16 protein-coding genes are annotated in these 17,201 nt (G+C 46.9%); 7 read left to right on the forward strand and 9 right to left on the reverse strand.

The features are described 5' to 3' along the window. Positions 1-64: 64 nt before the first annotated feature. The 5 genes from FSB75_RS11790 to FSB75_RS11810 form a co-directional block, all read right to left on the reverse strand. Complete coding sequence (locus tag FSB75_RS11790) at positions 65-475, reverse strand: NADH-quinone oxidoreductase subunit A (RefSeq protein WP_146787493.1); 411 nt, start codon at positions 473-475, stop codon at positions 65-67. Positions 476-595: 120 nt separating this feature from the next. Beyond that, positions 596-2,296 carry a tetratricopeptide repeat protein gene (locus FSB75_RS11795; RefSeq protein ID WP_146787496.1) on the reverse strand — a complete coding sequence of 567 codons (1,701 nt, stop codon included), beginning with the start codon at positions 2,294-2,296 and terminating at the stop codon, positions 596-598. Between the two features lie 73 nt (positions 2,297-2,369). Next, positions 2,370-3,278, reverse strand: coding sequence for a PstS family phosphate ABC transporter substrate-binding protein (locus FSB75_RS11800; protein ID WP_146787499.1), 909 nt, complete (start codon positions 3,276-3,278; stop codon positions 2,370-2,372). Then, on the reverse strand, positions 3,275-3,514 hold the full coding sequence (locus FSB75_RS11805) for a hypothetical protein (RefSeq protein WP_146787502.1): 240 nt from the start codon (positions 3,512-3,514) through the stop codon (positions 3,275-3,277). Before FSB75_RS11805 ends, FSB75_RS11800 begins: the two co-directional genes overlap by 4 nt. A gap of 56 nt (positions 3,515-3,570) precedes the next feature. Continuing rightward, on the reverse strand, positions 3,571-4,371 hold the full coding sequence (locus FSB75_RS11810) for an energy transducer TonB (protein WP_146787505.1): 801 nt from the start codon (positions 4,369-4,371) through the stop codon (positions 3,571-3,573). Positions 4,372-4,477: 106 nt separating this feature from the next. On the opposite strand from FSB75_RS11810, the gene FSB75_RS11815 reads away from it, so the two are divergent. The 6 genes from FSB75_RS11815 (at position 4,478) to FSB75_RS11840 (ending at position 10,741) form a co-directional block, all read left to right on the forward strand. Further along, entirely contained in the window at positions 4,478-4,951 is a 474-nt protein-coding gene (locus FSB75_RS11815; RefSeq protein ID WP_227990566.1) for a low molecular weight protein-tyrosine-phosphatase, read from the forward strand. A 48-nt stretch (positions 4,952-4,999) separates the two neighbouring features. Then, positions 5,000-6,376, forward strand: coding sequence for a histidine--tRNA ligase (gene hisS, locus FSB75_RS11820; RefSeq protein WP_146787509.1), 1,377 nt, complete (start codon positions 5,000-5,002; stop codon positions 6,374-6,376). A gap of 19 nt (positions 6,377-6,395) precedes the next feature. Beyond that, positions 6,396-8,060, forward strand: a complete 1,665-nt coding sequence (locus tag FSB75_RS11825; protein ID WP_146787512.1) for a DUF4836 family protein — start codon at positions 6,396-6,398, stop codon at positions 8,058-8,060. A gap of 190 nt (positions 8,061-8,250) precedes the next feature. Next, the gene (locus FSB75_RS11830) at positions 8,251-8,895 is read left to right on the forward strand and encodes an ATP-binding cassette domain-containing protein (protein WP_146787515.1); all 645 of its coding nucleotides are present in this window, start codon (positions 8,251-8,253) and stop codon (positions 8,893-8,895) included. 50 nt (positions 8,896-8,945) lie between these two features. Then, entirely contained in the window at positions 8,946-10,136 is a 1,191-nt protein-coding gene (locus FSB75_RS11835) for a hypothetical protein (protein ID WP_146787518.1), read from the forward strand. Positions 10,137-10,156: 20 nt separating this feature from the next. Beyond that, positions 10,157-10,741: a Uma2 family endonuclease gene (locus FSB75_RS11840; protein ID WP_146787521.1), complete on the forward strand. Its 585-nt coding sequence runs from the start codon at positions 10,157-10,159 to the stop codon at positions 10,739-10,741. 9 nt (positions 10,742-10,750) lie between these two features. On the opposite strand, the gene FSB75_RS11845 is transcribed toward FSB75_RS11840, so the two are convergent. Then, positions 10,751-11,185 (reverse strand): hypothetical protein, encoded by a 435-nt coding sequence (locus FSB75_RS11845; protein WP_146787524.1) that lies wholly within the window; start codon positions 11,183-11,185, stop codon positions 10,751-10,753. Between the two features lie 70 nt (positions 11,186-11,255). Continuing rightward, positions 11,256-12,455, reverse strand: a complete 1,200-nt coding sequence (locus tag FSB75_RS11850) for an acetyl-CoA C-acyltransferase (RefSeq protein WP_146787527.1) — start codon at positions 12,453-12,455, stop codon at positions 11,256-11,258. 169 nt (positions 12,456-12,624) lie between these two features. On the opposite strand from FSB75_RS11850, the gene rlmN reads away from it, so the two are divergent. Continuing rightward, a complete protein-coding gene (rlmN, locus tag FSB75_RS11855; RefSeq protein WP_146787530.1) occupies positions 12,625-13,707 on the forward strand; it encodes a 23S rRNA (adenine(2503)-C(2))-methyltransferase RlmN in 1,083 nt (360 codons plus the stop codon). On the opposite strand, the gene FSB75_RS11860 is transcribed toward rlmN, so the two are convergent. Beyond that, positions 13,695-16,133: a bifunctional UDP-N-acetylmuramoyl-tripeptide:D-alanyl-D-alanine ligase/alanine racemase gene (locus tag FSB75_RS11860; protein WP_146787534.1), complete on the reverse strand. Its 2,439-nt coding sequence runs from the start codon at positions 16,131-16,133 to the stop codon at positions 13,695-13,697. The two genes, rlmN and FSB75_RS11860, sit on opposite strands and share 13 nt — an antisense overlap. 72 nt (positions 16,134-16,205) lie before the next feature. Further along, the gene (locus FSB75_RS11865; protein ID WP_146787537.1) at positions 16,206-17,162 is read right to left on the reverse strand and encodes a TerC/Alx family metal homeostasis membrane protein; all 957 of its coding nucleotides are present in this window, start codon (positions 17,160-17,162) and stop codon (positions 16,206-16,208) included. Between the last annotated feature and the right edge of the window lie 39 nt (positions 17,163-17,201).

The following is a 17,201-nucleotide window of genomic DNA, read 5'->3' on the forward strand; positions in this document are numbered from 1 at the left end:
GTAAAATCGAAAACCGGCTGGCTTAGTTTTTACATTCTTCATTTTAGATTTTACATTTTAAGTTCTAATCCTCCCACTCCAATGCTTTCTTCTTGATGATGTAGATAAAGCCGCACAAAAAGAAGGCAACGAACATAAACACCGCCCAAAAACCGCTCCAACCAAGGCCTTTGAAATTAACCGCGTAAGGGTAAAAAAAGATAATCTCAACATCGAACAACACAAACAGAATTGCCACCAGAAAATATTTGATGGCCATTGGCTGCCGGGCTTCGCCGTGGCTTTCAATACCCGATGCGAAGGTTTGCAGTTTGTCGGTGGTTTTGCGTTTAGGTCCAAGCAGGTGCGTTACAACCAGCAACGTGCCGATCATGCCGAACGCAAACAAAAACTGGAAAGCAATAGGAAGCCAACTGGCGGCTGAGTTCACATCGGATATGGCTTTGCTCAAATCTGCTTGAAGTAGAGGAAACATAGTTTTTCGGAATGCGAGCAAAAATAAGTTAGGATTACCAAACGTCCGAGCATTCTTTGCAGCTTTAAACCGCATAAAAAAGCCTCCCGCAAAGAGGAGGCTTTTTGTAAGGTGAAACGCTTATTTGCCTTTTGTTTTTGTCTTCGTCTTTGTACTGTCGGCAGAAGTCTTTGTTTTTGTTTCCGTCTTTGCCGGTGGCGGCGTTGTTTTGCCACCCGAAAGCTGTCTTTGGATTCCCAACAAGGTCTCGTTTGTCGGGTCAAACTCCAGGCCCTTAGCTACGGCTGCTAAAGCGGCTGCTTTATCGTGTTTTACATTGGCCTGGTAAATGGTCAGAAGTTGTGAAGCCTGTGTGCCTTGAGGTTTAAACCGCACCTTATCGGCTTCGGCCAACTGCACGGTTTTTTCAAAATCAGGAACGGCCAAACCTTGTGTACTGGCTGTATCAATTCCCAATCTCGTCAACCCACGCCAGTAATAACCCTGAAGTGAATCAGGCGCCGCTGTAATGTAAGCAGTAAGCACGCTGTCGCTGGTTTGAAAGTTCTTTGTGTAATAAAATAAGGTGCCAATGTAAAAGAGTTCGGCAGGAGTGGCTTGTCCACGCAGGTGTGCAGAAGTCAACATCAGGTTGGCTTCTAAATCACGCTGGCCGGCCGCACGGGCTGATGTAATGAACTTATTCAGCAAAGAAACCTGCTGGCTCCTTGCTGTGTCAATCTGCAGGGCCTTGGCAATGTCCTGCTGCACAATAACCGGATTACCAATGCCGCAAGTGGTTGCGTGAAGCAAGTAATCATTGGCCAATAATTCATCGTTGGTAGCCGCGGCGCGGGTCAAAAAACGATTGGAATAATCGCAAGCCTTTGCCGTGTCTTTTAAGTCTTGGTACGCATAGGCAAGCAAGCGGTAAACGCGAGCCTTGGGGTTGTTGTTGGTAGCCTGCAAAATTTTGTTTGCGATGTTAATGGCGCCCTGAAAATCTTTCCGCACGTAGGCTGTTGACGCCAAAATATAATCGTTGTCCGCGCTTGGGTCTGAATTGGAAACGTAGAGCTTACCCCATTTATCAGCGGCTTCCGGGTCTCTTTTTTCGGTGATGCTGTAGGCATAAAGCGTTTCGTATGCCGGCGCAAATTTAGGGTCGGCAGCAATGGTAGAATTCAAATATTCCAACACGGCATCCCAGTTTTGCTGCGACTGATAAATGCTGGCAGTACGGTACAAAGCCGGGGCAAAAGTGCCCGCCTTGCGGTAGGCTTGCACGGCATCGCCGCCCTGATGCTTTTTGCGGTAAGCGTTGCCCAACACAACGAAAAGGTCCGCGTTATTCGGGGCTAATTGTGCGGCTTCATTCAATTTAGCAATGGCGTAATCCAAATCGCCTACCTTCTTGTCATCGCTATATGGTTGCACATTGGCGCGGGCCACAGCGGTAAGAATCGAAGGATCGTTACCTTTCTTTCCTTTACTTCCGGCAAGGGCCGCATCAAACTTGGCGCGGGCCTCGGCAGCACGGCCTTCCATCAAATCAATCTGTCCCATGCCAGCCAAAATCCACGGCGCGTTGCCGTTAGTTGATAATGTTTTTTGGTACAAGGCTTTTGCACCGGCCACGTCGCCCTGCCCGAGCAAGGTTTGGCCAAGCCAGTAAACGGCTTCTAAATTATTGGGGTTGGCCGCGATTAATTTTTCAAAAATGGAACGGGCACTCTGGTAGCGTTCCGCATACCAATTGCTAACGCCTTCCTGTACGGATTGAGCCATTGCGCTGATCGAGAACAGCGCAGCAAAAAGGAAAACAACTGCTGACTTCTTCATTTTTCTTTTTTCTTTTTAAGATTTAAAATTATCCGGTTTCGTTCAACCACCGCTTGTTAATTTTTCGATGCTTCTACTTTAGTTCGGTGTCGCGTGCATAAAAGGCACGGACCGCCGGATACAGGTAAGAACGGCGAAAAAGAAGCTGGCCGCGGTCGCTGCGAAGAAAATTCACAAAACCGTTGGCCAGACCGGTATAACGTTCTTTCAAGACGCATACCAAATCGCGGATGAACGGATAAGAGCGGCTGTAAATTAAATACTGGACCGGTAACACATACCCACCGGCACTGTCGGTACTTTCCAGGCGGGCCAGCCGGACTTTTTTTAAATAGGACCGCTGCAAAGAATCGTCGAAATTGCCAAGCCAACTGATGCCCAAAAAACCAACGGCGTTTTTGGTCTTCGCCACGTAATCTATAACTCCCTGGCTGCTTTCAGCGGCCACAACGTTTTTTCCAAGCGGTTTGCCGCGAAGCACGGAATCAAGCATAAACCGCACCGTACTTGTGGCTTTCAGGCCATCAAACACCGGAATTAGATTTTTATTAGAATTTCCGCTGACGAGCTTTCTTAAATCATTTACGGTAAAAAAAGAATCCTCCGCCAGCGGATTAACAATCACCGCCACCGCATCATAAGCCACTGTAAATTTTTCCGGCGCTACTTTCAACGAATCGGAGATGGCTGTCTTTTCTTTTTCCGAGAAGCCTCTCGTGGCAACGATCAGCCGAACCGAATCCACCAGAAAATCACTGATGCAGTCAGCTTCGGGTTTGTAATGCGCAATAATTTTTGCGTCGGGATACTGTGCCTCGTAAACCTGAATTTGCGCATCCATCACGGGTTTAAAACTTTCGTCGCAACTAATGTGCAGTATGCCGCTGTCAAAGCGGTCGGGCCTTTCTGCTCCGCTGTTTTTACAACCGGCCAAAAAAACCACACCAAAAATTAAAAAACCAATTCTTTGCAAGCCTTTCATCTGTAGTAATTCTTTTTATAGCCGCGGTAAAAACGCCAACTGCCGTAAACAACAAAAAGGCCACCGATAAAATAATCAAGGTTCGATGGCTCCCTGGCCATGATGCGAATGCCGAACTGCCGGTAGAGGATAAAAAAAAGCCCAAGGAAAAAGAACACGATGCCCATGGTGTAATCCATTACCGAACGCATGCGTGTTCCTTGCTGCCGTTGCTTCTCCTGAAAATCGTCGAGCATAAAAAAATTTTGGGTGCGGCAAGTTATGATTTTTAAAAACGCGGTCTTGCGCAACGCTATTCCGCAGCCTGAAAGATTACCGGCTGTGTAAAGTTCACCGCCACGGCTCTCCCATTCTGGATGGCGGGTAGCCAATGCGGCATTTTTTTCAACACGCGAATGACTTCGTTGTCAAAATCAGCGCCGCCCGATTGAACGACTACAAAGTTTGTAATCACGCCATCCTGATCAACCGAAAAGCGAACAAGCACCGAACGTTTTTCGCCGGGTTCCAAATCAGCAGGCGGTGCAAGATTGCGGCTTAAAAACTTTTGCCATGCTTCTGCTCCGCCCGGAAATTGCGGCTGGCGGTTGGGCAAAGGCGGAGCCACTTTTTCCGTCTCTTTTTCTGCTGTTCCATTACCGGTTGATGGCGGCAACGGCGGCGCTTGTATTGCGGTTGCGGGCGGGCCATCAACCTTTGCTGTGCCGGGCAAAGCATCGTCCAAATCTTTCTGTGTGGCAATGATCGTTGTTGTTTTTTCAACGGGTTTTATTTTATCAAGCAGCACTTCCGTCTTCGCCGGTTGTTGGGTTGCGGGCGGCTGTACTTTTGGTTTTGGCGGTTCGATTTTTTCTTTGGGCCATTCTACCTGTTTTACCACAAAGCCGTTGTCATTCAATTTTGCAACAACCGATTTTGTTGACGATGAATTTCCCAAAAACAACAAGGCAATCACGAGCAAAGCGGTAATGCCCATCGCCTTTAAAAGTTGCGCCGAATAATTTCTGCGAAGCAAATAAGCGCCGTAATCCTTGTTGCGCTTTTCGAACAAAATGTCAAGAACATCCGCTTGTAAAATTTGCTGGCTGGTCATGGTGTGTGGTTTACAGTTGAGATGACCTGCGCATTTGTTTCCATAAGTTTTATCAAAATTCTTTCCACCCGCAAAGGCTTAGTTTTGCGCTGCAAAAATTTAGCAGATGAAAATTTTGATGGTGTGCCTGGGAAACATTTGCCGAAGCCCGTTGGCCGAAGGAATCTTGAAACACAGGGCGAAAGAAGCCGGACTTGATTGGGTGGTTGACAGTGCGGGCACCAACGGTTATCACGTGGGCGAAGCACCGCATCGCCTCTCGCAAAAAGTGGCCAAACTAAACGGCATTGACATTTGCGATCAGCGTGCGAGACGTTTTGTAAAAGAAGATTTTGACCGCTATGATAAAATTTACGCGATGGCAGACGATGTGCTGGACGAAATAAAATGGATTGCAAAAGAAAAATACAACCCGGCAAAAGTGGACTTGTTTTTAAACGAACTCCATCCCGGCAAAAACAAGTCTGTGCCCGATCCCTGGTACGGCACCGAACCCGGTTATCACGAGGTGTACAAATTGATTGACGAAACATGCGATGCGATCATCAGCAAATACGCAAATGTGCAAATTGAAAAATGATTGCTGGCTCGCAATCCTTAATTCTGAATTCTTAATTTATAATTTTTGATGAAACCTTCCCTCCCGCAAGGCACAAGAGATTTTGGTCCCGAAGTAGTGCGCAAACGCCAATACATTTTAAATACAATCAAAGCCGTGTTTGAGCTTTACGGTTTTCAACCGCTGGAAACACCGGCGATGGAAAACCTGGAAACCTTGATGGGCAAATACGGCGAAGAAGGCGACAAGCTAATTTTTAAAGTCCTCAACAACGGCTTAGGCGATGCGAAGAACATCGAAAAATCAAAAGCTGCTTTTGAAAATGCCTTGCAGGGAAAGAACGATAAAAATCTTACAGAACGTGCGTTGAAGTATGACCTCACCATACCGTTTGCACGCTATGTGGCAATGAATCACGGCCAGCTAACTTTTCCGTTCAAGCGCTACCAGATTCAACCGGTGTGGCGTGCCGACAGACCGCAACGCGGCCGCTACCGCGAGTTCTATCAATGCGATGCCGATGTGGTGGGAAGCAAATCGTTGTTGAACGAAGTTGAACTCACCAATATTTACCATCAGGCCTTTACACAATTAGGAATTAAGAATTATGAATTAAGAATTAATTCAAGAAAGATTTTGACTGGCTTAGCAGAAAGGGTTAAGGCCGCAGAGAAATTTCTAGAAATAACGATAGCCTTGGACAAGTTTGATAAAATAGGATTAAAAGGCGTCGAGGAAGAACTAAGGAAAATTGGCTTGGATGAAGGAGATGTCGTCTTCATAACAAATGGTTTTCTTTTTATATCAACGCACCCAAATACGAATCAGGAAAGGCTACGCCAATTAAGAGTTTTATTTCAGAAAGTTCCTATTGCGCTTGAAGGTATTGATGAAATTGAGTACGTACTGAATCATGGCAACGACAATAAAACAATAGTTGTAGATACGACTCTTGCAAGAGGACTAAATTATTACACTGGAATAATTTTCGAAGCTAAAGCACCTGCAGAAGTTAAAATAGGCAGCATCGGCGGTGGCGGCAGATACGATGACTTAACAGGCTTGTTTGGCGTTCCCAATGTTCCTGGTGTCGGCATTTCTTTCGGCGTTGACCGCATCTATGATGTGATGGAAGACCTCAAACTCTTTCCCGAAACCGTTGAGAAGGGAACCAAAGTTTTATTCTTTAACCTTGGCGACGAAGAGGCCAAAACAACCTATCGCCTTTTGCAAGAAGTGCGAAGCGCCGGCGTGCCCGCCGAAATTTTTCACGAAGCGCAAAAATTCGACAAGCAGTTTAAGTACGCCGAGAAAAAAAACATTCCGTTCATCATCATCATCGGCTCTGCGGAAGTGGCCGAACAAACCGCTGTTGTAAAAGATTTGCGCAGCGGCCAGCAGCAAAAGCTGCCGTTCGAAAAGCTGAAAGAATTTTTGTTTATTTGAGCTCTTTAAAAAAGAAAACATGAAACGTACACCATTTCTAACTGCGCTTGCCGGCGCCGCATTGCTGCTGGCTTCGTGCAAGAGCGCCAACAAATCGGGCCTCGCCATTCCAAAAGACGCGGCCGTTGTTCTTCACATCAATTCCGCTTCGCTTTCCTCCAAACTCAGTTGGGACGACATCAAAAAAACCGACTGGTTCAAAGACGCTTATAACGAAAGCAAAGATTCGCTGGCAAAAAAAATAATGGACGACCCAAAGGCTTCGGGCATTGATGCCGGCAGCGACTTTGCCTTCTTTCTAAAGAAAAGAGGCCGCGGCGGCTTTAGTGTGTTTGAAGGCAGCGTAAAAGACGCGGCAGCCTTTGAAACCCTCGCCAAAAAAATCAGTCACCAGGACAAGACCGAAAAAGACGGAGAGTGGAACTCGATTGCTTCGGATGACAATACCGTTGTTACCTGGAACAACAGCAAGTTTGCCGTCATAAACGACGTGCCCTTGGGCGGCATGAACCCAATGGGCGGCGGCATGAACGAAATCACACGCTACAAAGCCGACAGCCTTAAAGTTTTTGTCAAGCAGGTTATGACTAACAGCGACGCCAGCCTTTTTGATGACGACCGCTTTGCCTCGGTAATGAAAGAAACCGGCGACATGCACGTGTGGGTGAATTCCGGTGTTTTGTATTCCGACATGGCCGGCATGCTGAGCATGATGAAATTTGGCAGCCTGCTGGAAGACAACGTAGCCGCCGGCACCGTCAATTTTGAAGACGGCAAGATTGCCGCAAAGATGAAGCAGTTCTACGGCAAGGAAATGCAGAAGGCGATGGACAAATGGAAGTTCAAAAACGTGGACGCTTCTGTGCTCGACCGCATTCCTTCCGACAATGTAATTGGTGTAATGGCCATGAACACTGACCCGCAGGGATTGAAAGAGTTTTTGAAAACCATTGGTGTGGACGGCATGGCCAACATGTTTCTTTCCAAAGCAAATACTTCACTTGACGAAGTGTTGAGCGCTACGAAAGGCCAGTTTGTAATGGCGCTGTCTGACTTGCAAATGAAAGACACGACCATCAGTTACGGTGTGTCTTCGGACGGAAAACCAATGACGGTATCAACCAAAAGCCCCGACATGAGTTTTCTTTTTGCCACGAACGTGAATCAAAAAGCATCGTTCGAAAAACTAATGAACATTGTGAAGCCGCAAGTGCCGGAAGGCTCCTTCGCTTACCAGTTGAACAACGATTGGTTTGTGGCCGGCAACAAGGCTGCGGCGGTGAACGGTTTTTTAAGCGGCAACACAACCAAGCATGCCTTTACCGACAAGATCAGCGGCCATCCTTTTGGCTTTTATCTTGACGTACAGCGCTTGTTGAAAACGGATTTCAAAGGCGGCGCGATGGCAAAAAGCATGCTGGCCGAATCCGCAGCCGTGTGGCAGGACGTAGTAATGGTAGCCGATGAATACAAAGACGGCGTGGCTACATCAGAAATTACCATCAACATGGTTGACGGCAAAACCAACAGCCTGAAACAATTGAATCAATACATCGAAAAAATGCACACGGCCTACAAAGCAAACAAAGTGGCAATGGAAAACGATACGCAAAACATGTCGGTTGATTCAACAACAACGACAACCACTCCTCCGCCACCCGTTGTGGAAGAGCCGAAACATTAAGCAAAACCTTTTCAATAAAAAGCCGCAGTGAGTATGTTTGCCGCTGCGGCTTTTTTATGAACGATATTGTCGGTGTAATTTTTATGAACCAGAAGCCTGTCTATCCATGAAGCCCAGTTGCGTCGCACTCTTGTACGTTCGTCCCGCTGCGCAGCAATCTTGAATTTTGGCTTTTGAATTTTGGATTCTTATGCAATTAACCATTAACAACCTTCTCCCAATTTATTTCCCCGACACACGGAAACAAACCTCCGAAGTCTGGGGCAAAGAGCTTTCCTTTCAGCCCGGCGAGATGGTGAAAATTGTGGCCCCGTCGGGCAGCGGTAAAACATCGCTCATGCACTTTTTGTACGGCCTGCGAAGCGATTACCACGGCGAGATCAGTTACGGCGAAAAGCGTTCCATCAGAACCTTTAATGCCGAAGACTTTGCCGCGCAGCGAAAAGAAAAAGTCAGCATTGTTTTACAGGACATGCGCCTTCTGCCCGAACAAACTGTGTACGAAAATTTATTCATCAAGCACCAATTGCAGCCCTTCCATCCCGTTGAAAGAATTAAAGAAATGACCGAGCGTTTGGGCATTGGCAGCAAGTTGAATTCGAAATGCAAAACCTGCTCGTACGGTGAGCAGCAACGCGTGGCTATCATTCGCGCCCTGTTGCAACCCTTTCAGTTTTTGCTGCTCGACGAACCTTTCAGTCACTTGGACAATAACAATTCGATGCGGGCAATGGACCTGATGCTGGAAGAAGCAAAAGTTCGCGGCGCGGCCATCGTCTTCGCCGACCTTGAACGCATCGATTATTTTCCTTTCACAAAACTGTATCATCTGTAAAGCATCCACGCACAACACGCTAACCACAAACTATAAACTACAAACTGTTCATGCTTTCTTTCAAACCCATAAAACCTCTTTTGCAAACCGGCACCAACGCGGCCTCACGTTGGTTCTCGTACATTGGTTTGGGCATTGGCGTTTTGCTGCTGCTGGCTTCCGTGCAAATGTTCGTCAACATTCAGCAGTTGATGAAAGAAGGCAGCATCCGCAAAAACGGTTTTGATTTTATTTCCATTACCAAAAAAGTGACGAACGAAACGATGGGCCAGCCGGAAAAAAATGTGTTTACCGACAAAGAGGTGGAAGAATTAAAAAGCAAACCCTTTGTCACCGATGTAGCACCCTTGCAATCAAACCTTTTTCGCGTGCAACTGAGTGCGGGAAATATCCTGCCCTTTAAAACTGACCTTTTCGTAGAGAGCATTGAAGACGAATTCTTAGACACCGTGCCGCCCACCTTTCATTGGGTGGAAGGACAGTTGAAAGTGCCCATCATTGTGTCGTCCGATTACCTTGAAATGTTCAACGTGTTTGCGCCTTCGCAAGGTTTATCGCAGGTTTCGAAGGAAACGGCCATGAACATACCCGTCGTTCTCTCGGTTTCCGGCAAAGGGCAACGATTGGATTTGTACGGCAGTGTCGTAGCCTTCAGCGACCGGCTGAACACCGTCATTGTGCCCAAATCTTTTTTGGACTGGGCCAACAGGAATTACGGCGAAACGCCAACGCAGGGTTACTCGCGGCTTTACATCAAAACCACCGATGCCAACAACCCTGAACTGCTTTCCTTTTTAGACCAAAAAGGTTATGTAACCAACAGGGACAAGACAAAAATGGGCCGCACCAAACAAGTAATGGAAGGCATCTTTACCGGACTTGGCGTGTTTGGATTATTGGTGGTGGTAATGGCGCTGATGTTGTTTTCGTTTTACCTGCAACTCGTCATTGCCCGCAGCAAGGAAAATCTTCAGCTTCTGCTTTTGATAGGCTATTCGCCGCTTTGGTTAAGCAAGAATGTGTCGCAGCGTTTTATTCCTGTTTACGTTTCCATTGTGTTGGTTGCACTTTCATTCACACAATTCATGCAATGGGCTTTTCATCATTTTGCGATGTACGACCGCGAAGAACTTCATACGACGGTGCATTGGAGTGTGATTGTTTTGGCCATAGTCCTGATTGCGCTTTCCATCATTACCAATTACCGCCTGGTGAGAAGGCTGCTATACAAGTTGTTTTGAGGAAGGCGTAAATTTGAATCATGCGCGCAGTTCCCGCACCAAAATACGTTAGCGTTGAAGACTATCTTTTGTTGGAAGACGAAGCAGAAGAAAAGCACGAATATTATCAGGGCGAAGTGTTTGCGATAGCCGGCGGCAGCATTGCGCACAACCGAATTGTAAGGAATGTTTTAAACAGCCTGGATAATTTTTTAGAAGGCAAAGGCTGCGAAGTTTTTCCCAGCGATTTAAAAATTCACAACGAAGCAAACACGTTGTTCACCTATCCGGATCTAAGCATTGTTTGCGGCGAACTTAATCGCTGGAATAAACGAAATGACACAATAACAAACCCTGCCGTCATCATTGAAGTGCTTTCAAAAAAAAAAACAAAAAACTATGACCGGGGTGAAAAGTTTCGGTTATACCGTAGCCTTCCTTCTTTAAAAGAATACGTCCTTATTTCTTCGCTGGAAATTTCAGTGGAGCGTTTTATTAAACAGGAGACAAGTTTCTGGAACTTTCGGGAAACCACAGATCCTGAAGACCTTTTTCAAATTGAAACCATCCATTTTTCCTGCCCGGTAAACGAGTTGTACCGCAACGTGAGTTTTGAAGAAGTGTAAGCGAACCGCTCACTGTTTCTGCCATGCCGCATAATTCGTTGCCGAATCAAAAAAAACTTCGTTAGCCGAAGAAACGCTGCGGTAGCCAAAGCGCAAATGGCTCTGCCTTATCTCGCGGTAAAACAAATCGGTTGAGTCCTGGCCTTTGTAAACAAGGCCGCCCTGCGGCAATTCCAACGGCTGATGAAGGCTTTTGTTGAACGATTGCAATTCGTAGGCTGTATCGGTGAGATAAGCGGCATACAAGGTAGCGCCGCCGGGATATTGAAAACTGTGCAGGTAGATACCCGCCGTATCTTTTGCTTCTTCTTTCACGTAACCTTTGGGAACAAGAATGGATACGGTCTGCGATTGGCCGTTTTGCACATACGTCAATTCCTTTCGCTTGTAATCTTTAACAAGAAAGCAGGAAACAAAACCGATACTCAGAAATAGAACAAGCATAACTCGCATAACAATTCTCGTTGATAAACCATTACATCCCGCCAATTCCAATCGTCTCACAAATTCCGGTTCAGACGATACCTTCAAAAATTATACTTGCCCCTTGTCCTACCCCAACGCACATTGTTGCCAGGCCGTATTTGCTGCCTCTTCGTTTCATTTCGTGGACAAGTGTTGTTGAAAGCCGCACACCGCTACAACCAAGGGGATGACCAAGCGCAATAGAACCACCGTTTACATTGATCTTGCTTTTATCCAAGCCCAAATCCTGAATGCATGCCAACACCTGCGAAGCAAAGGCTTCGTTCAATTCAATTAAATCCATGTCGGCAACAGACAACGAAGCCCGCTTCAAGGCTTTTTGCGTGGCTGGCACAGGACCGATTCCCATAATGCTTGGATCAACACCGGCAACGGCTGAGGCAATCACTTTGGCAACGGGTTTCAATCCAAATTTTTTTACCGCGCTTTCACTTGCCAGCAACATCGCCGCAGCGCCGTCATTAATTCCTGCGGCATTGCCCGCCGTCACAGTTCCATCTTTTACAAAAGCCGGTTTTAAAGAGGCAAGTTTTTCAAGCGATGTTTTACGCGGATGTTCGTCGGAATCAAAAAGTTTAGTCGTTCCTTTTTCAGCAGGAATCTCTACTGGAACAATCTCTTCTTTCCAGATTCCTTTTTCCAATGCGGCAAAATATTTTTCCTGTGATGACAGAGCCCATTCGTCCTGCGCCCCGCGGCTAACATTCCATTGCCTTGCCACGTTCTCGGCGGTTTCGCCCATGCTGTACGGGTAATAAACATCAGCAAGTTTGTTGTTTACAAAACGCCAGCCCAAGGTCGTATCGTAAACCTCGGTTGTACGTTGAAACGGCGTTGTTGCTTTTGGCATTACAAACGGCGCACGGCTCATGCTTTCTACACCACAAGCAATCATCAGTTCGGCGTCACCGCATTCAATTTGCCGCGAAGCATCCATGATGGCTTGCAATCCTGAAGCACACAAACGATTAACGGTATTGCCCGGAACGGTTACAGGCAAACCGGCCAGCAAGGCGGCCATCCGTGCCACGTTGCGATTGTCTTCGCCGGCCTGGTTGGCATCGCCGGCAATCACGTCTTCAATGCTCGACGGATCAACCGAAGGGTTTCGGTCCAGCAATTCTTTAATTACGTGCGCAAGCAAATCATCGGGGCGAACCGTGGCCAATGCACCGCCGTATTTCCCTAGTGGCGTGCGAATTGCGTCTATAACGTAAACGTTTTTCATTTCTTAAGCATTCAGCTATCAGCCGTGAGCAATCAGCTTTTGGCTCTCGCTATTAAGTGAAAAGGCCGACAGCTCATAGCTGAACGCTCACAGCTCAAGGCCTGTTAAAGACTTCGCAAGATAAGGCGCAAAAAGCATCCGCCTAAAGCGGATAAAGTATCTTTGCGCGATGGCAGCGACAGCTTCTCACACGGCAAAAAAAATTCACAACATTCGCCAGCTCGGCTATGCCGAACTGGAAGATTTCCTCCTGTTAAATGGCGAGAAAAAGTTCCGTGCAAAGCAAGTATGGGAGTGGATTTGGCAAAAAGGTGCGCAGTCTTTTGCCGACATGACCAACCTGAGCAAAGAACTTCGCCAGAAGTTGGGCGAGAATTTTTCGTTGCCGGCCTTAACGCTCGACAGCACGCAATACAGCGCCGATGGAACGGTGAAATCGGGTTTCAAAACACACGAAGGTTTTTTGTGCGAAGGGGTTTTGATTCCAACCGAGAGCCGCAACACGGCTTGTGTTTCCTCGCAAATTGGTTGTTCGCTCAGTTGCCGCTTTTGCGCAACGGGTTACATTGAACGGAAACGCAATCTCGACTTCGATGAGATTTACGACGAAGTGGTTTTAATCAACCAGCAAAGTGAACGCATTCACGGCAAGAAGCTTTCGAACATTGTGTTCATGGGCATGGGCGAACCGCTGCTGAACTACAAAAACGTGTTGAAGGCAATTGAAAAAATTACGGCGGAAGACGGGCTGGCAATGAGTCCGCGGCGCATAACGGTTTCTACCGCAGGCGTGGCCAAAATGATTAAGCAGTTGGGCGATGACAAGGTGAAATTCAAGCTGGCGCTTTCGCTGCACGCCGCGAATGATGTTAAGCGCAACGAGATCATGCCCATCAACGAAACCAACAACCTGAAAGCACTTGTTGAAGCGCTGAATCATTTTTATAAACAAACAAAGAACGAAATCACGTTGGAGTACATTCTCTTCAATAATTTCAACGACAGTGTGAAGGATGCCGAAGACCTCATTAAAATCTATCGCCAGGTTCCGGCCGATTTGGTGAACATCATCGAATACAACCCCATTGATTTTGCCAGGTTTGAAAAGCCTTCGGAGCAGCGCATGAACGAGTTCATGGCTTATTTGGAAAAACACAAGGTGAACGCACGTTTGCGCAGAAGCAGGGGCAAAGACATTGATGCGGCCTGCGGACAGTTAGCGAATAAGAATGAAGTTTCTCATTCAAAATAATAAACCCGCTTCACCCGTTGCGAAACAGAAGTCATGATCTCGTACGGTATGGTACCGACCTGTTTTGCAACTTCCTGTACCGGCAAATCCGCACCGAAAACAATCACGTCATCGCCTTCTTTCACGCCGTCAATATCGGTTACATCAAGCATGGTCATGTCCATGCAAACTGTTCCAATTACCGGCGCTGGCTTTCCGTTCACGAGCATCTTGCCTATGCCGTTGCCAAAGCGTCTCGAATAACCATCGGCATAGCCAATGCGAACGGTCGCGATTTTTGAATCTCGGTTTACCATGCCTCTTCGGTTATAGCTTACCGACTCTCCTTTTTTTATTTGCTTGATTTGCGCAACGGTTGAGCGAAGCGTAGCCACAGGTTGCAAGCGGAGCACGTCTTCCGCATCAGGTTCGATGCCGTATAAACCAATGCCCAAACGAACCATGTCCAATTGCAAGTCCGGGTGTCGAACCATGGCCGCCGAATTGGAAATGTGTTTTAAAAAAGGATACGTGATGTGCTGTTGAAGCACGGAAACTGCTTCGTGAAAACGCGCCGCTTGTTGTTGTGTGAAAGCGTCTTCGCCCGGATCTTCACTGCCGGCTAAATGACTGAACACGGATTGAATGGACAGGTAAGAATTTGCTGCAAGATGCCTTGCCACTTCATCAACCTCGCTGAGCGAAAACCCAAGGCGGTTCATGCCGGTTTCAATTTCGAGATGAACGGGATAAGCAGACAAGCCTTGTTGCCTGATGTAAGCCCCGAAGCTTTGCAGCAAAGCTTTGGAATAAACAACGGGTTGTAGTTCGTGTTCGACAATAGCAGCAAAAGACGAAGGTTCGGCGTTCATGACCATGATCGGAATGTTCACACCCGCTTGTACCAACTCCACGCCTTCGTCGGCATAAGCCACACCCAGGAACGCAACGTTGCTAAATTGCAAAACCGAAGCAATCTCCGCGCCGCCGCTGCCGTAGGCAAAGGCCTTCACCATCGCCATGATTTTTGTTGAAGGCTTAAGCCGCTTTTGGTATTCTTTTAAATTGTGTGTGACAGCAGCCAGGTTAATTTGCAACACCGTACCGTGCAATTTTTCTTCAAACAAAGAAGCAATGCGTTCAAAGCCCGCCTTGCGTGCGCCTTTCAGTAAAACAATCTCTTTGTAAAAGTCCGAGCTCTTGAATTGTTGCAGGAAATCTTCCGTTGTGGTGTACGACTGAAAGTTGACGGCGTCAATTTTTAACGGCAGTTGACTTGCAATTTCTTTTCCGATACCGATGACTTTTTCAACCTTGTATTGATTGAGCAGTTGCGCAATTTCTGCGTAAAGTTCTTCTTCCCTTTTTCCGCTTTCGTAAAAATCAGAAAGGATGACGGTACGCTTTAATCCGGCGCTTTGCTGCGCCAGAAAATCAAGCGCAATGCGCAATGAAGTTGTGTCGGCGCTGTAACTGTCGTTGATGAGAAGACAATCGTTAATGGCGTGGTTTAATTGCAAGCGCATGTCAACGGGATGAAGAGCATTCATCCGCTCTTGAATGGTTTCTTGCTTTAACCCAAATTGAAGCAATACGCACCAACAGGCAATGCTGTTTTCAATTGAAGCATCGTCGGTAAACGGAATGGAGAGCAAAAGAAATTCGTCTTTGTAATCCGCTTCAATAACCGTTGACGTTCGCTCTTTTTTTATTTGACGAATGCGCAGCGTTGCTTCTTCGTTTTTGCTCCACGTAAATTTTTTGGTTGACAAAGAAGCAAGGTTTCCTGCTTCGCCAATGACAACGTCTGCCTGTGTAAATAGCCGCAGTTTTTCGGTTCGCTTTTCTTCTGTTGACGTAAAGCCTTCGCTGTGTGCTTCGCCGATGTTTGTCAGCACGCCAACGGTCGGCTGAATGATGCGTTCGAGCTTTTGCATTTCGCCGGGCTGCGAAATACCGGCTTCAAAAATGCCCAGCGTGTGTTGCGCTTCCATCTGCCACACGCTGAGCGGCACGCCGATTTGCGAATTGAAACTTTTAGGACTGCGCACAATTTGGTAATCGTCTTCCAGCAAAGCGTTGAGCCATTCCTTCACCACCGTTTTGCCGTTGCTACCCGTTATGCCGATAACGGGCATGTGAAAATGGCCGCGGTGCCAGGCGGCTAATTTCTGCAAAGCCGTTAAGGTGTCGCCAACCAAAATGACGTTTGCTTCTTTAAGTGAAATATTCTTGCTAACAACAAACGAACGAACGCCTTTTTTGTAGGCTTCGTTAACGTAATCGTGTCCATCGGCATTGGCCGTTTGCAAAGCGAAGAACAAAGCGGTTTGCGGATGTTGAATGCGGCGGCTGTCGTAAACCAACTGCGCAATCCCCATGTTTCCGTTGCCCGACAACGACCCGTTTACAACCTTAGTAATTTGCGCAAGTGTGTACGAAGACATGAGGTAAGTTATTGGGATATTGAAGTATTGGGATATTGCGTGTCGCAAACAATTTGCAAGTCTTTTCCGTTGTCAAATCAAATCATTTTCATTTTTCTTTCTACGCGAAGCCTGGAGCGAATAAACAATGGAACCAACCAGACACAGCACAATCACCAAAAGCGATATAAGCACCAGTTGGTTTTTGGTAAGATAACGATGCAGCCATTCTTCGGCCAGCATTTTGCCGCCAATAAAAATGAGTACGATGGCAATGCCCTGCTGCAAATATTCGAAACGGGCCACCGCGCCGCGCAGAAGAAAAAACAAGGAACGCAAGCCAAGCACTGCAAAAATGTTTGAGGTATAAATCACCAGCCTGTCCTGGCTAATGGCAAACACGGCCGGAATGCTGTCGAGCGCAAACACAATGTCCGTTGTGGCCAACAAAACAATTACCACAAACATGTTGGTGAAATAACGTTTGCCGTTTCGTTTTACGGAAAATTTTCCACTCACATCGTGATGGTAAATGGGAACAACTTTGTTCAGCAAACGGTAGACGGGATTGGTTTCCGGATCGAATCCGCCTTCTTCCTTAACGGTAAAAATTTTAATGCCGGTATAAATGAGAAAAGCGCCGAAGATGTAAAGTATCCAATCAAACTTTTCGACCAACACCACTCCTACCGTAATAAAAATTACACGCAATACAATGGCCATCATGATGCCGATGAGCAAGGCGCGGGCCACGTGATCGGAGCGGATTTTAAAAAAGCTGAAGATGAGAATGAAAACAAAAATGTTGTCAATACTCAGGCTCCATTCCATCAGGTAAGCGCTCAGGTATTCGAGTGCCGTTACATTGCCTTCCTTCCACCACAAAAAGCCGAAGAAGCCAAAGGCCAGCAAAACCCAGAACAAGGTTTGCCCAAAGGCTTTTTTGATGTTGATCTCCGTTGACCGCTTGCTCAGCAAGCCCAAATCAACTACAACGGCAACGAGTAAAACACATCCAAATACCAAGTACGTAAGTTGATCCACCGTCATAAATCCAATCCGTGTTTAAGCGGTAAAGATATTGCGGAT

The sequence above is a fragment of the Flavisolibacter ginsenosidimutans genome (genome assembly GCF_007970805.1).
GTDB classification, from domain to species: Bacteria; Bacteroidota; Bacteroidia; order Chitinophagales; family Chitinophagaceae; genus Flavisolibacter; species Flavisolibacter ginsenosidimutans.